The 15,701-nt window shown below is 56.7% G+C and carries 13 protein-coding genes and 2 tRNA genes; 7 read left to right on the forward strand and 8 right to left on the reverse strand.

The features are described from left to right. Positions 1–114 precede the first annotated feature (114 nt). On the forward strand, positions 115–357 hold the full coding sequence (locus U6G28_01895) for a helix-turn-helix transcriptional regulator (GenBank protein WRS30468.1): 243 nt from the start codon (positions 115–117) through the stop codon (positions 355–357). A 239-nt stretch (positions 358–596) separates the two neighbouring features. Here U6G28_01895 and U6G28_01900 read toward each other — a convergent pair. From U6G28_01900 to topA, 5 genes are all read right to left on the reverse strand, one after another. Next, positions 597–669: transfer RNA gene (locus tag U6G28_01900), tRNA-Thr, on the reverse strand. 365 nt (positions 670–1,034) lie between these two features. Continuing rightward, positions 1,035–2,621, reverse strand: coding sequence for an alpha/beta hydrolase (locus U6G28_01905; GenBank protein ID WRS30469.1), 1,587 nt, complete (start codon positions 2,619–2,621; stop codon positions 1,035–1,037). Between the two features lie 113 nt (positions 2,622–2,734). After that, positions 2,735–3,931 (reverse strand): DNA polymerase III subunit delta', encoded by a 1,197-nt coding sequence (locus tag U6G28_01910; GenBank protein ID WRS30470.1) that lies wholly within the window; start codon positions 3,929–3,931, stop codon positions 2,735–2,737. Between the two features lies 1 nt (position 3,932). After that, positions 3,933–4,679, reverse strand: coding sequence for a dTMP kinase (gene tmk / locus U6G28_01915; protein WRS30471.1), 747 nt, complete (start codon positions 4,677–4,679; stop codon positions 3,933–3,935). Next, a complete protein-coding gene (gene topA, locus U6G28_01920) occupies positions 4,676–7,348 on the reverse strand; it encodes a type I DNA topoisomerase (protein WRS30472.1) in 2,673 nt (890 codons plus the stop codon). Before topA ends, tmk begins: the two co-directional genes overlap by 4 nt. A gap of 276 nt (positions 7,349–7,624) precedes the next feature. On the opposite strand from topA, the gene U6G28_01925 reads away from it, so the two are divergent. Continuing rightward, positions 7,625–8,248: a superoxide dismutase gene (locus U6G28_01925; protein WRS30473.1), complete on the forward strand. Its 624-nt coding sequence runs from the start codon at positions 7,625–7,627 to the stop codon at positions 8,246–8,248. A gap of 225 nt (positions 8,249–8,473) precedes the next feature. On the opposite strand, the gene U6G28_01930 is transcribed toward U6G28_01925, so the two are convergent. Further along, the gene (locus tag U6G28_01930) at positions 8,474–8,725 is read right to left on the reverse strand and encodes a helix-turn-helix transcriptional regulator (protein WRS30474.1); all 252 of its coding nucleotides are present in this window, start codon (positions 8,723–8,725) and stop codon (positions 8,474–8,476) included. A 110-nt stretch (positions 8,726–8,835) separates the two neighbouring features. Between U6G28_01930 and U6G28_01935 the strand changes: the two genes are divergently transcribed. Beyond that, positions 8,836–9,402, forward strand: coding sequence for a hypothetical protein (locus U6G28_01935; protein ID WRS30475.1), 567 nt, complete (start codon positions 8,836–8,838; stop codon positions 9,400–9,402). Positions 9,403–9,969: 567 nt separating this feature from the next. Here U6G28_01935 and U6G28_01940 read toward each other — a convergent pair. After that, positions 9,970–11,706, reverse strand: a complete 1,737-nt coding sequence (locus U6G28_01940; GenBank protein ID WRS30476.1) for an MDR family MFS transporter — start codon at positions 11,704–11,706, stop codon at positions 9,970–9,972. 126 nt (positions 11,707–11,832) lie between these two features. Here U6G28_01940 and U6G28_01945 point away from each other — a divergent pair, with 126 nt between their 5' ends. The 3 genes from U6G28_01945 to U6G28_01955 all read left to right on the forward strand — a co-directional run bounded on the left by U6G28_01945 (position 11,833) and on the right by U6G28_01955 (position 13,367). Then, entirely contained in the window at positions 11,833–12,465 is a 633-nt protein-coding gene (locus U6G28_01945; GenBank protein ID WRS30477.1) for a TetR/AcrR family transcriptional regulator, read from the forward strand. 185 nt (positions 12,466–12,650) lie between these two features. Next, entirely contained in the window at positions 12,651–13,214 is a 564-nt protein-coding gene (locus tag U6G28_01950) for a hypothetical protein (GenBank protein ID WRS30478.1), read from the forward strand. 68 nt (positions 13,215–13,282) lie between these two features. Beyond that, a tRNA-Ser gene (locus tag U6G28_01955) sits at positions 13,283–13,367 on the forward strand. A gap of 293 nt (positions 13,368–13,660) precedes the next feature. Here U6G28_01955 and U6G28_01960 read toward each other — a convergent pair. Next, complete coding sequence (locus U6G28_01960; GenBank protein WRS30479.1) at positions 13,661–14,608, reverse strand: hypothetical protein; 948 nt, start codon at positions 14,606–14,608, stop codon at positions 13,661–13,663. A gap of 531 nt (positions 14,609–15,139) precedes the next feature. Between U6G28_01960 and U6G28_01965 the strand changes: the two genes are divergently transcribed. Further along, complete coding sequence (locus tag U6G28_01965) at positions 15,140–15,574, forward strand: hypothetical protein (protein ID WRS30480.1); 435 nt, start codon at positions 15,140–15,142, stop codon at positions 15,572–15,574. Positions 15,575–15,701: the final 127 nt, after the last annotated feature.

The raw sequence follows: 15,701 nt of genomic DNA on the forward strand, positions 1-15,701 counted from the left end.
TGCGCGACAGCGCGCTTCCTTTCTCTAGCCCTTCGTCGGCATATGCGAATTATTAGCCTAATAGGAAGTTATCACTTCCTGGTACCGATCGCTTCTAGTTCGCACGATGGATGAGTGAATTCGAGCCTCAAGAAGCAACTGGGCACCAACCTGCGTGCACTCCGAAAGGGCCGTGGCCTCTCGCAAGAGATGTTGGCGGAGGAGTTGGGCTTCACCCCTCGATACCTGGCCGGCATCGAGCGGGGCGAAAGAAACTTGACTCTAGACTCCGTGGACGCACTAGCACGACAGCTCAGGGTTCCGTCGTCGTTATTGTTGGCCAATGCCGACGACGTGACCACAACCCAGATACTCTAGTCGGCGGCTTGAAACTCTCGGATCCAGACCGTGACGACAGGGAAGCCTAAACGCTGCCCTCCTTCTAGTTGCCGAGTCTTCAAAAGTCAAAGTCAGGGCTCTCCGTGTTCATTCCAGACCGGGCGAGGAACAAGACAACAATGACCACGCGCAGTTGGTAGCCATACGGTTGGAGTTGAGGCGGCGATTGGCTACCCGAATGCCTGAGTTTGTCGTAGTCACATCATCGTGAACCCTTGAGCCGCTTCCGGGAATTGAACCCGGGACCTATTCATTACGAGTGAATCGCTCTGCCGACTGAGCTAAAGCGGCGTTTCGAGGCCGAAGCCCCGTGGAGCCAATCCAGCGTGGCTTGTGGCCTGCTTTCAAAGTCCGCCAACGAGTATATCGGACCTGGAACAACCGATTCTGCCCCGTAACTGGGAGTCCCGCCACAGTCACAAACCCGATGCCGCCTTTGCCGCTGTTGGGCAGCCGCCCCGTTTACCTGTAGCGATCCCATGGCGGCGCGTTGCTTGATGGATCTGAGTCAATCGGGCTCTGAGCAACTTGCTGAGGAGGACCTGCCAAGGAAATGCCAATCACATAAGGGACTTTTCGGGCCTGAAATGCGGCGTGTCGTGCCCCGATCTGATTGGTAAACGGGCTTACCCGAAAATCGGGAGGGGATCACGTTCCTAGCCTGGACAGACCGTTCCGTCCTCCGGGACCTTCCCGTCAAGTAAGAAACCATCCACTGCTTTCACCACGCACTCATCCGCGTACTTGCTATAGGCCGTGTGGTTCCAGCCTTCGACCGTCAGTAGCACACCGCTTTCCAGATCCGAGGCCAAAGCTTGCGCCATCGCATATGGAGTCGCCGGATCATTCGTCGTCCCAATGACGAGTATCTCCGGGGTCCCCGGGGCAGTGATCCGGTGGCGCGTCACTCTGCTCTGAACCGGCCACGCCTCCAAGCCAGCGGATGCAAACCCGAAATCCCCTCCAAGCACCGGGAACCTCTCGGCCAGATCCGCTGACTCCACCTCCCACTCCTCCGGCGTCCCAACCGGCAGGTAATCGAGGGCATTGATCGCCGTAAAAGCGTCTGAGCTATTGTCCGTATAGATCCCATCTTCACCGCGGCTATTGAAATAGTCCGCGAGGAACAGCAACATCGTGCCGTCGCCCATTTTTGCCAGTGACATTGCCTGCTGCAGAAGACCGTAGTTCTCGGTGCTGTAAAGCGAACCAATCACAGCGGTGTACGCAAGCGTCGAGTTAACCGACCGCTCAGGATCACCAGTAGGAAGAGGCTGCTCCGCCAGATCCTCGAAAAACTCAATCATCTGTTTCTTGCCCGACTCAAGATCACCGGTAAGCGGGCACTTATCTTCTGCCTGACATTGCTCAATCCAGTTATAGAGCGACTTCTCCATTCCCTCAAGCTGAGCCGATGACAGTTCGTTAATGTTGATTGCCGGGTCAACCGCGCCGTCGAGGACCAGTCGCCCCACGGTCTCGGGGAATAACTCCGCGTAGTAAGCACCAATTATTGTTCCGTAAGAGAACCCGATGTAGTCGAATTTCTTTTGTCCGAGGAGCGCTCGCATCATGTCGAAGTCGCGCGTTGCCGAGTCCGAGTCAACGTATCCCAGGACTTCACCGTTCTTCTGAAGGCACTTGTCTCCGTACTCCGCAAATTCCTTGTCCGCCTGCGCTACCAACTCGTCTGTCGAGAGCGCGGAGAGGTCCTCCTCGCGCTGATTCTCGAAGTCGCGTTCCTCATCACTCAGACAGATGATGGGGGTTGAGGCTCCCACTCCGCGGGGATCTAGAGCAACGATCTGGTAGTTCTGTACCACGTCGCCCGAGAGTATGTTCTCTACAACCGGTGTGATCGAGTCGACCGCCCCGCCCCCGGGGCCTCCCAGGTTGAAGAATAGCGCGGGCGCCTTGTCCTTTTGCTTGTTTAGGTGCCGTGCCACCCCTAGCTGAATTGGCTCGCTATCTGGATCGTCCCAGTTCATCGGCGCCGTTACCGTCGCGCACTGGTACGCCTTCATGTCTTTTGGCGCCTGCAACATGGCCGGGACAATCTCGTCTTCTTCGCACGCGCGCCATTCAATCTCTTGCGTGTAATAGCTCTCGAAGCCCTCCGGGGCAGCGACTGCGGCGGAGGTATTGTTGCTATCCGACTGCGCCAGAGAGTTGGTCGAGCAACCACCCAGCGCAATTACCACAGCTACGAGACCTGCAATGGCACGGGCGGTACGAGACGTCATGCGCTCAACTCTATCGGCGCCCTCCGTCAATCTGGCTACGTGACTCTCTCAGCGAAACTGTGACATCCTCCCCCCTCACCGATGTAAGGTCAGCGGCGACTCAGGCTCGCCCGTTACCCAGCCAGTAACTTCACGTTCATGGCCTCGAGAATCACAAGTGGCGCAGCGTTTGTCTTTAGTCGCTCGCGCGCCTCCTCGACCGCAGTAGTCTTGCGAAGCGTTGATTCCACCGTCGAGGACTCTGCCATCTCACTCACTTGCTGTGACATATCGATGTGGACGAGGTCCGATTTGGCCCCCAACTGCACGGTCAGCACGTCGCGGTAGAAGCCGAGCAAATCGACGAGGGTAAGGTCGAGGGTATCCGTCAGACCCCGCTTAGCGCGGCGCTTCTGATCCTCTTCCATCTGACGAACCTGAGCGCGATGCGCCGGAGGGACTCGCTTCGGATTATCGATTCCCAGAGACCGGAACAGAGCTTCACGCTCTGACTCGTTCCTCGCATCCGTTCGCTCTTTTGCCTGGTCGCCCGCCGCGCCCACCAATCGCCCTGCGGCGAGCACCGCCTCACCCACCGAAGTCGGGACGAGACACATCTCCATCAGCCTGCGCCGATTCTCCCGCAGTCCCGGGTTTCGAAGCAGGGCCCGCGCAACGCCCACATGGGACTGCGCCAGTTTGGCGGCTTCGAGGGCTCGTTCCTCAGACACGCCCTCTTCCTTCGCCAGGTACTCAGCAACGTCCTTGGCGCTTGGAGTCCGGAGCACCAGAGACCGCGAGCGTGACCGGATCGTCGCGATAACTTCTTCAGTGGTCGGTGCACAGAGAATCCAGACTGTCCGCTCGGCTGGCTCCTCGATGGACTTAAGTAGCACGTTACTGGTGCGTTCGACCATACGGTCGGCATCCTCGACCAACATCACCCGCCACCGGCCCTGCGAAGGAGCCGTGTAGGCACGCTCAACCCACGTCTTCACATCGTCGATGGTGAACTGCACCAGGTCGGTCGAGATATCATCAACGTCCGGGTTGGTGCCCGACATGGTGGTGTGGCAACCGGAACACTCCCCGCAGCCGATCTCCTCACCGGTGCACTGCAATGCCGCTGCTAGGCACTTCGCTGCAAGCGACCTCCCAGATCCGGGCGGCCCGGTAATCAACCATGCGTGAGAGAGAGCGCCCTGCCGCTCCCCCGCCTCATCAAAGTCCTTCGCAAAGGAGGATTCGACGGTCCGGCGTCCATCAAGCGCGGCGGCTCGCAACGCGCGGACCGCCTCGGACTGCCCGATCATCGAATCCCAAACTGACATCTCAGGCGTCAATTCCCAAACTGGCAACACCATCGGTCAAAGACTCAATTGCGTCACGGAAAACGCTCTCTACATCCCCAGAAGCGTCAACAACGATAAACCGTTCCGGCTCCGCTTCGGCCATCTGCAGGTAGCTATCACGCACCCGTTGGTGGAAGTCTTCCCCCGAGCGCTCCAGTCGGTCCAGGTCCGATCCGGTTCGCGCGATTCCGACCACAGAATCGACATCGAAGAGGACCGTAATGTCGGGTTCCAGTCCCTCGGTGGCCCACTCCGACAAGCCCCGAATCTCACCACTTCCCAACTCGCGCGCGGCACCCTGGTATGCCACAGAAGAGTCAATGTACCGATCTTCGACAACCACCATTCCTCCGACCAAAGCTGGCCGGATAACCGTAGCAACGTGGTACGCCCTATCTGCCGCGTAAAGAAGAGCTTCCGTACGAGGATCAACGTCTTCTGGCCCGTGCATTACGAGCTTCCTGAGTCCGGTGCCAAGCTCAGTGCCCCCCGGCTCACGGGTTGCCAGAACAGGAATGCCCGCCTCGGTCAGCACCTGTGCAATTCGCCTAACCTGGGTTGTCTTTCCAGACCCGTCCCCGCCCTCAAACGTGATGAAAAGACCCGGGTGGCCGCGGCTGTCGGTATCAGCCAATGCCCGGCGGATGGCTCCGATCAATGCGTCGTACAGTTCCTCATTACCGCTGAAACCCTCGTTGGCCTCATTGCCCAGATCCTTCATGATCATTTCTTCTTTGTGGACTTGGCCCGAGCGGTCTTGCGCGCAGGGGCTTTCTTCGCCGCTCCCCGCTTAGTAGCCGGTGCCTTATCGCGCTTGTCGGCAAGCAGGGTATATGCCCGCTCTGCGGTAAGGTTCTCGACCGATTCGCTGCGAGGGATAGTTGCATTCGTAATCCCGTCGGTTACATAGGGCCCGAAGCGACCGTCCTTGACCACGACGAGCTTCTGCGTAACCGGGTCCTCACCGAACTCGCGTAGCGCCTTCTTTGCGGAGTTTGCACCCCGTCCAAACTTAGGTTTTGAATACATTTCGAGCGCCTCATCAAGGGTCACACTCAGAAGAGCCCGCTCATTTGGAAGCTGGCGAGTATCCCGCCCCTTCTTGAGGTACGGACCGTACGGGCCGTTCTGGGCGGTGATTTCCTCGCCCGAAACCGGATCCTTCCCAACTGTCCGAGGCAGGCTAAGTAACTGCAGTGCATCCTCGAGGGTAACGTCCGTGACGCTCATATCAGAGAAGAGCGAGGCAGTCTTCGGCTTTCTTTCCTCGCCCTCAGGCAGCACCTCGGTGATATACGGGCCGTAACGACCGGTCTTGACGATCAATAGATTTCCGGTCTCCGGGAATATTCCAAGTTCACGACCGTCGGCATCAGCAATTTCGAGGAGTTCTTCAGCCAGTTCCGGGGTCATCTCATCCGGGGCAATGTTGGGCGGGACCGAGATGCGTCGCTCATCATCCGTTTGGAGGTAGGGGCCGTAGCGGCCGTTGCGTAGTACCACGCCGGGGGCAACAGGAATCGAGTTGACCTCGCGTGCGTCAATATCGCCAAGGTTCTCAACCGTCCCTCGTAGACCATGCTTCTGGATCTCCGATTCAGTCTTCTCCTCACCAGTACCAAAGTAGAAACCTTTGAGCCAGTTCGAGCCGGCCTCGTCACCGGCCGCAATGCGGTCGAGGTCTGATTCCATCTCGGCGGTGAACTGGTAGTCAACTAACTCGGGAAGATTTTCAACCAGAAGACGGGTAACTGAAAATGCTAACCAGGTTGGAACCAGGTACTGGCCGCGGTGAGTGACGTATCCGCGGTCGCTGATCGTCTGGATGGTTGCAGCGTACGTTGACGGACGCCCGATCCCCAGATCTTCCATCGCCTTGACCAAAGTCGCCTCCGTATAGCGGCCGGGGGGCTGGGTGAAGTGCGATTCGGTATCTATATCTGCAACGGTAACCGAGTCGCCCTCGGACACCTGGGGAAGCTCAACCTGCTCCGAATTTCCGTTTCCCGACTTCCCATTTTTATCTGAGCTTTCCCGGTAGAGGCGCTGGAATCCCGGGTCCGTGATGACGGTTCCAGAGGTGGTACAGGTGGCGAGCGACTGCTCCTCAACCTCCTCCTTCAGGGGGAGCTCAAGACGAACCGTAGCAGTGTAGCCAACAGCATCATTCATCTGGGTTGCCAGAGTGCGCTTGTAGATGAGCGTGTAGAGCGCGAGTTGTTGAGCGGACAACACTCCAGAAAGCGCTTCGGGGGTGCGGAACTTGTCGCCGGAGGGACGAATCGCCTCGTGCGCCTCTTGCGCACCCTTAGCCTTCTTGGCATAAACGCGCGGCTTCTCTGGAACTGCGTCTGTACCGAACTGGGTCTGCACGGCGTCTCGAGCCGCATGCAAAGCCTGGGTCGAGAGGTTAGTGGAGTCGGTACGCATGTAAGTGATGTACCCACCCTCATACAACGTCTGGGCAACGCGCATGGAGGTCGCCGCATTCCACTTGAGCTTGCGGGAAGCTTCCTGTTGCATAGTCGAGGTGGTGAACGGAGCGGCGGGGCGACGGCGATAGGGCTTCTGGGTCACCGAGGCAACCTTCCCCTGCGAACCGTCAAGCGCGTCGGCGAGCTTCTGCGCAGTGTCTGCCAGAAGTACCAGTGCGTCCGAGGACTTCTGCTTGAGGGAGCCGTCCGCCTTGAAGTCAGATGAACCCGCGATGGAGCGATCCCCGAGAGAGATCAGTTTCGCAGTGAAGGTCTCACCGTCTGCCGCTGCCACCACCGTATCGAGGGACCAGTACTCCGCGCTTACGTGGGCCATGCGCTCCCGCTCGCGGTCCACAACCAGGCGAGTCGCGACCGACTGAACACGGCCTGCGGAAAGAGACGGGGCGACTTTGCGCCAAAGGACCGGGGAGACCTCGTACCCATACAGACGATCTAGGACGCGGCGAGTCTCCTGGGCATCCACAAGGTCGCGATCAATGTCACGAGTGTGTTGAAGCGCGTCCTGAATAGCATTCTTGGTGATCTCGTGAAAGACCATCCGCTTGACCGGAACCTTCGGCTTGAGGACTTCTTGAAGGTGCCAGGCAATGGCCTCACCCTCGCGGTCCTCATCAGTTGCCAGATAGAGTTCGTCAGCTTCTTTGAGCGCCTTCTTGAGCTCGGTAACCGTCTTCTTTTTATCCGGGTTTACCTGGTAGTAGGGCTTGAAATCATCATCAACGTTGACTGCGAACTTGGCGTAGGGTCCAGACTTCATCGACTTGGGAAGTGCAGACGGAGTTGGCAGGTCACGGACGTGGCCGACAGAGGCTTGTACCTGGTATCCGTCTCCCAGGTACCCGCGGATTGTTTGCGCCTTTGCGGGCGACTCCACGATCACCAGTTTCACCAAGTACACCTCTTCTATACAGGCAGTTAGCCCACGATTCTATTTGGACGCGTTTTGCTCGGCTCGACCAAGATAACCGGGTTCTCCGACAAATCGCACTAGGGCAGACGATATACCGGGGTCACTACGGTAGGTCAAACGCGATGCTAATCTGCGAGACAGCAAAGGGCCGCAAATGATAGACATCACTGCCTAATTGGTCCAGCCCCTTGGATGCGTCAGTGAACGGATATAGGTTTGAAGGGAAGGCGTGACGAAAGACCCATGTTCCTTAGGAGGATGTATATGCCCGTCTACGTACTACCCGAACTCGACTACAGCTACGACGCTCTTGAGCCGCACATCTCGGCTCAGATCATGGAACTACACCACTCAAAGCACCACCAGGCATACGTCGATGGTGCGAATGCAGCACTTGAGTCGCTGAAGAAGGCCCGCGAAGCTGGCGACCAGGCCGCGATCAACCTCTATGAAAAAAACCTAGCGTTCCATCTTGGAGGACACTCGAACCACTCGGTGTTTTGGAAGAACATGTCACCTGAAGGTGGCGGAGAGCCCAAGGGCGATTTGGCAAAGGCAATCGATGAAAGCTTTGGTTCGTTCGATGCGTTCAAGGGCCAGTTCACCGCAGCTGCCATGGGCTTGCAGGGTTCGGGCTGGGCGGTCCTGGCTTACGACACCATCAGTGGCGGCCTGGTGACCTTCCAACTTTACGATCAGCAGGGCAACGTGCCGGTTGGTACTGTCCCACTGCTCATGCTGGACATGTGGGAGCACGCGTTCTACTTGGACTACAAGAACGTTAAAGCTGACTACGTCAAGGCTTGGTGGAACGTTGTGAACTGGGATGACGTTGCAGCTCGCTACGCGCGCGCCAAGGACAGCTACACCGAGTTGCTGGTGAGCTAACAGACTGGCACACTGTCCTGCTGCGAGACCGCTCAGTTCACCGAAATAGTCGGCTCGCCTGACCGTGGCGAACCAAGCCGACCAACTCCGAGCACGCTGGCCTCAGGCATGGAGTCCTGTATAGCCCAGTGCGGTAAGCAGTGGGATTCGTCTAGACCGGCAACTACGGGACCGCTTTCCGCTCATAAGAGCGAGGAGCGGTCCCGTTTCTAATTGGCAACCGGATCAGCCTAGATCGTTCAACAGATCTGAAACCCGGACCCCGAGACCATCGGCAAGTCCAACAACGGTGCTCATCCGAGGATTGGATGGACGTCCCGTGTCTCGCCCCGACTGCCGTCCGGCCTCTATCAACTGAACCTGATTCTTAGTAATTCCCGCCTTGTAGGCGAGTTCCTCCTGCGAAAGCGAGGCAGCCCGACGTCGGGCTCGGATCTGCTCTCCGAGAGCTAGCGCAGTCTTCTCATTCCAAGCCACCTTTTGATCATCAGCTTGGGACCTTTCATAAACGACCTTGTATACCGGGATTTTCTACTAGACTTCCACATAGCGCATCAGCGCACCATTACAGATAGAAGGACGTATTCATGAAGCGCGCACTTGTCACACTCGCCCTCGTCGCCACGGCATCCCTTGGGCTTTCCGGCTGTTCGGGATCATCAGACAAAGCAACTGAACCTGAAAAGGAGTCGACCACCGCACCGGTCGAGGAGGAAGAAAGCTCACCGGAAGAGCCGGCCGCTTCAGAGGAACAGACGGTGGCCGAGGCTTGCCTCCAGATTGCCGAACCAATGCAACAGGCGAGTGAAGCGGCTGTAGCACTAGCTGCTAATGCAACCGACTTCGCAGGAGAAATCAGCTCTGACCCAGCGGCTGCCATGCAGAACATCCAAGGCGCAATGGACCTCTGGAAAGAGAGTGCTACAACATGGAAGAGCTTGGCAGACGGATTCACAAAGTTCGATGCCAACGTCACGAATGCTGATGTGAAGGCCGTGTCTTCCACAGTTGCCAAGGACGCCGCTGAACTGAGCGACCAGATTCAAAAGGTCTACGTTGATCTAGACCTGACAGCGGCCGACCAGTTCACCGCCGCGAGCGATGCGTTTTCCACATCTTACGAAAAGCTAGTAGAGGTGTGCGGTCAGCAGTAACAGCACCTTCGCCCACTACCTGTTACGCGATCTTCGAGATCGCTGAACAACCAAGTCTTAGTATGTTGCGACAAGGAGGCTCTTCCTTGGTCATTTAGACAAACATTCACGGGCCTTTCGTGACGATTTGCAAAGGGGTCGTTCCTCGTACATTTGGGCGAGGAACGACCCCTTTTGGTTCGGATTCTGCCGTCCAGTTTGTCACTGACCGCTTTTTGTTCCCTGGGCGTCAGGTTTCTCACTGAGCTAAGGAATATCCGCCAGGGTGGCACATCAGACTCTCGCAGACGAGGAGTATCTGCCGGAGTGATCAATCCTCGGTCGAGAACCTAACAGAATTGCGTGATTCTGGTGCCACACTGGCAGGTATTCCGGAGCGCAGAAAGTCCAGAAGACAACACCGGCGGATATTCAAGAGCGTCGACAACCCGGACGGCTCCACTAACAGATGTTGGTGTTTCGCTCGCACCGACACCTGAGCCAAAGGGACACGACCTCGCCAACTCTCTCACCCCGCCGGAGGGACAATACGCCCTCACCTGAACCAGCGCGGATCGTCGGTGGAGATCAATGTGAGGCCGAAGACCCGGAACTCCCCGCTTCTCTGGAAAGGTTCGCCGGTGTGGTCTCGACTTCAGGCCCCACGGCTAATCCCGACACCTCAGCAGCCTCCAGAGAAGCCTCCATCTCGGACTCCTCGAGAATCTCCTTGACATTCCCGGTCGTAGTCCGAAGAGGAACATTCTTGATGAGCAGGGTAAAGACCAGCCCCAGGACCGCAAACGGGATCGCCGTCCAGAAGACCGTGTTCATTGACTCAGCCATGCCAGCACGCACTGCATCGGCCACCACGGGCGGAAGTTGAGCGACTTTGGAGGTATCGAGCACTGAACCAGCATCGACGCTCTGACCGGAAGCCGCTAGCTTCTGCACCATCTCTGCGGGCAGATGGGTGAGGATGTTGCCCTGCAGGGTCGAACTCATCACCGTACCGAGAACAGCCGTTCCAACCGTCGAACCGAGATTACGGAAGAACTGAACCGCAGAAGTTGCGACCCCCATCTCGGATGACTTGGCATTGTTCTGTACGACCAGAGTGAACAGTTGCATGGACAATCCAAGTCCAAAGCCGATGACGACGAGCATCCCAGACAACGTCCATTTGGACGAGTCGACGTTTAGCGTCGTGAGAAGTAGGTACCCACCGATGAGGATGGCGAGCCCGGAAATCATGAAGGCCTTGTACCTGCCTGTTCGACTAACAAGGAATCCAACGAGGATCGAGGTAATAATCATGGCGATTGACAGCGGCATCAAAATTACGCCCGAGTTTGTAGCGGATGCCCCGAGCACAACCTGAGCAAAAACAGGCACGTACATAATGGCGCCAAACATGCCGACCGAGAGCATGAAGGTGGCGAGGACAGACATCGTGAAAACATTTTCCTTGAACAAACGCAAGGGAAGTAGGGGGTTATCTGCGCGCAGTTCGGCCCAGATGAACAGGGCGAGGAATACCGCGCCAACGGCGTACATGGTGACGATGATCGAGGAATCCCACGCATAGGTGTTTCCGCCCCAGGTGGTGGCAAGGAGAACCAGAAGTAGCGCGGGCACCAGGGTAAGCGCACCCATCATGTCGAACTTTGACGTACTGGCCGTGTGTGGCAGGTGTAGGTAACGAATGATTACATACAGTGCGATCAGACCAAATGGGATGGGAAGGAAGAACAACCAGCGCCAACCCATTGTGTCGGTAATCCAGCCACCTGCCAGGGGTCCAAGCACTGAGGTCACCCCAAAGATTGCCCCCATGATGCCCTGGTATTTACCTCGGTTTCTAGCAGGAATTATGTCTCCAATAATCGTCTGCGAGAGGGGCTGTAGAGTTCCCATCCCCAGTCCCTGAACAGCGCGCGCCGCTACGAGGAACCAGAAGTTCGTGGCAAAGCCGGACATTACTGAACCGATCATAAAGATGACCAGACCAGCGATATAGAAACCGCGGCGCCCCCACATATCGGAGAGCTTGCCAACAATCGGAACAACGATGGCGGAGGCGAGCATGGCCCCCGTCGCGACCCAGGAATAGTGCGCCATCCCGCCGAGTTCTGCGACGATACGCGGCAGGGCTGGTCCGACGATAGTCTGGCTGATTGAGGACACGAGCATGCCAAGGAGCAGCCCAATGAACACATTGCGCTGAGCCGGACTCAGGTGGAACTCACCACGATCTCCTGCAGTACCCTTTGTTCTGGGAGATCTAGAACGATCAGGTTGGACCGCCTGTTGCTTTGTACTCATCACCTGTTCCTTCCCATGAGCACCCCAAGAATGAGTTACGCCGCAGAGGGTGATCTGCGGCGACTGAGGAAACTATACTCTTTCTTGCAGTCACTGCAAGATTAAGGTAGTTGCATCCTTTGGAGGATGATCGACATGGAGTCGGCCGACAACACTCGTAAGTGCGGGCTGCGCGAGCAGAAGAAACGCGAAACCCGTCGCGCACTACATCATGCCGCCCTTCATCTGGTTCACGAAAAAGGACTGGAAGCTGTAACCACGGAACAGATTGCCGAGGAAGCTGGTGTTTCACCTCGCACTTTCTTCAACTATTTTCCAACTAAAGAGCAGGCGATCCTCGGATACTCCGTCCACCTTCCCTCGGTTCTAGTTCGGGCCTTTGAATCACGTCCGGCAGACGAGGATCCCTGGCAGTCAGTAATCGCCGTGTCCAAAATGCTGATTCAAAACGGATTCGGCGGTCAGGGTCAGGAACGCATTCTCACGCATGAAGTGATGTTGCAGTATCCAGAGCTAGCCAGAGGACTCCTGGGGGTCACCGATGACATCCGCCAGGTCGCACGTGCCGCTGTTGCGAAACGGCTCGCCGCGCACAATGTGAGCGATGATGATGCGCGACGCCAAGCCGTCGTGTACATCGACGCGGGAATGCTGGCTATCTCCACGTCAATGCATCTTTCCCGAACCGAGAACATTACGGTGGATGAGGCGTTTGACGAGGTCGTCCGCACCCTCGGTTCACTGAGTTCGAAAGACTGAGACCTCGTTGCTTCTCTCCAGGTTGCCTTCCACACAGACCGTACTGAATTCGAACGAGCCAGAGCTCCACGGACACGTCAGCACCCTAGTCGCATCCGGGTTGCCTTCCACACAGATCATGCAGTCGATCCCCCGCTGGCACGTAGACTCTTGCACTGGCGGGGCATACGAACCAAGGAGAATCAGTGAGAACTCGAACTGCCGTATTGGCGCTAGTTGTCACCATGTCGTTTGGACTGGCGGGGTGCTCCAGCAACGGCCTGTCTGCACCCGAGATGGAGCAGTCGATACCCTCGATCGAAGTGGTCCCGGCACCGCAGAGCGGGGAGCCGCAAAGTGAAGAACCGCAGAGCGAAGGACTCGAAAATCCCCAATCTGACGCTCCTGGAATGACGCCCGCAAATACGATCGAGCAGTCGTGCCAGATAATCTTTGATGCAGAACAGGGCGGAGCTCCTTCTCTACCGGCAGGTGATTCGAACACTCCCGAAGAGATGCAACAGTACGCCGACGGCACTCGCGCCGCAGCGGATCGGATAGATGCCGCGATTCCGCAGGTGGGCGATCCGGACGTTCAAGCGGCAGCTGGCGCAATGCGAGATGCTCTGGTACGTATGGCTGATGCAATACAGCAGGTGTACGTCGAGCAGAACGGAGACGCGTCGGGAGATCTGACGGCGGCTGGGGAAGACTACTCGAGTGCTATCCAGCAACTCTATTCAATCTGTATGCCCGGTTCCGTCGAGTAGCAACGTGACCGGTGCCGCGCTGGCGGAGGTTGGTCCCGCTTCGCGTAACATGTAAACTTTTTGAGCCTGGAGACGTGTCCGAGCGGCCGAAGGTGCAACACTCGAAATGTTGTGTGGTGCAAGCCACCGTGGGTTCAAATCCCACCGTCTCCGCCGATCCCCCGGTGTTTCACGTGAAACCCGGGGGCTTTCATCATTGTTGCAGTGGTTTTGGTCGCTACCGAGCATGGGCCGGAGTGGACAGGAGCACCCCCAGATCGCCCAGATTTTAGGATCTGGGTCGTAGGGGACCTTTTCGTGTTGAGTTTTTTGCTGCCCCAGCCGCGGGGCATTTGAACGTCCAGGCTGAACGAATCTGCGGAGACTCCCTCGGCTTCGGCAGCCAAAGATCGGGAACTGCTGTCCGTTTACTGGTCATCGTGGGTTGTGGTTTTACGAGTGCCTACTTAGCCGTCCTGGCCTACTGCAAGCTTGTAGGCATCACTCAGTCTCATAACCTCTTCATATCGAGAGTTAATGGCCTCGAGTTGAAGTTCAATGATTCGATTACTCCTAGATTCATGCCAATTAACTTGCTTCTGGCACGCCATGTCCGCTGCGTAGATATCCTGCTCTACCCTCAGAAGGTCTGACCTATCTGCACTAGACAAATTCCCGTTCATATCAAGCTTCTCGGCTACGCGTTGTTCAACGTATTGGAAACTCCCGAGTATGTTTTTTAGTCCTGAAAATCCCTTTTGTTCCATGCATTCTGACCAGGAACCCTCGAGTTTGGCCAGGAACGGATCGAGAGCCGACCCATCAGGAGACTGGATTTGAGAAGCCACAGACTCAAACACTTCTCGCGCATCTTCAAACTCGGGAGAGTTTGAAATCTTCTCCAGAGTTGTCATTCCTTTGGCTATCTCTTCGTATGCCTGCCCATGACACCCTGAGCTAGAAGGGCCTGGGCCTCCGTCCTCCGTATAGTTGCCATACATAGCAATCTGATATTCAACTTGACTGACTGTTGGTAAAGATTGAACGTATTCCTGGTTGGGGTCCTCCGGCGGCTTGTCCGATAGCTGCGCAGATTCCACGATCCCGTAGGTGTCTGGATCATCTTGAAAATCAGCCGTACTGGCATCTTCTTGATTCTGTTTCGAAGAAAGATTGGGAACATATTCAAACCCCTGCTCTTTCATGCAGGTGGCTATATCTTCTTCAGCCTTAACAGTGCTCTCTTCTGGGACGCCTAATCCGGCCCCAAGACTTATTCCCGGGAAAAGCTGTTCCAATGGCATGTCATAAGTAGTGCTATTCCATTCAAACTCCGGGGGCTTCTCTGCCTCTCCCCCACCTACAGGCGAGCAACCTGAAACCAGCAGAATTGCAAGCAAACTAGTGGGGACCATGGAACGTCCTTTTTTGCATTGCGCGCATTTTTATCCCGATTCAACGAAGAGTTCATGAGTGTGAGGGCGGCAATGATGCTTCACTTTACAAACATCACCTAACGCCCACAGACCTCATGTTGGTTATCCCATCCGACAACTGCCATTTCCCGCGTATATGGTGCTGGGTGGAGCACTATGAACCTTCTTGAAATTTAGTGAGTAATACCCATATCCAGCGCTGTAGATGGGCTTCTTTACCCAGTTGTTCCATGTCTTGAAGTAAACGACCCCGAGAACCACTTCCCACGTTTGAGGGTGTCAACGAACTTCCCCACTTGAATTGGACTGTAGCATCGGCTCCACACGACTACACCGCTATAGCTAACTCACCGCAACCCAATGGTCCATGCCTTGGTCCTCTTAGTGAGGATCAACCACAAAACCGGACCCCACCAAATCAGTCGGGACTGCATCAAGCAACACAATCGGGGCTCAGGGCGGGTGTGAGCCTTCCGCGTTGTGCGCTGGAGGTCCTGCAGCGTGTTCTTTATGCGGCACGGGGTCACCGCCGTCTTGCGGGGAGTAAAGTCAACACCGGGCCAGGCTCCTGTCATCGTCCCAGTCGAGGGACTGACCTGTTCGCACTCCTCAAACCCAACAGTCGATGACCAACGCCCGTGTGCTGAGGTCGAAGAAGCCTCAAAGTCCTGTATTGAAGATGAGGATACCAAGTCAGCCGCGAACAACTGTGCCTACGACACCCAGAAGAAGGGGGCGAACCAGCCACCGTTGATGCGGCCCAGCAGGATCGACTTTGTGATCGCACCCGCTGCCAACCCCAGACGAATCCCTCCTAGGAGAGCCATAGTTCCCTTTTCAGTGCTGGCCGTGGCTGGCGCTTATGGTGCCTTCCGAGCGTCTGACGAACCTCTCCGGTACTCCGGCCTCCGGGTCGCGCGGGCTTCTGCCCCCGTCGCATCGTAATAGCAACGACGCAAGACCACGAGGCCATCAACTAGAGTTGCCGCAAAACGATCTCGAAGAGTCCGAAGAACAGTGAACCGCATCGAACTTGGGAAAAACACTCCGGATACGGCTGATAGCCTGAGTG

Source organism: Actinomycetaceae bacterium MB13-C1-2 (assembly GCA_035621235.1).
Lineage (GTDB): Bacteria > Actinomycetota > Actinomycetes > Actinomycetales > Actinomycetaceae > Scrofimicrobium.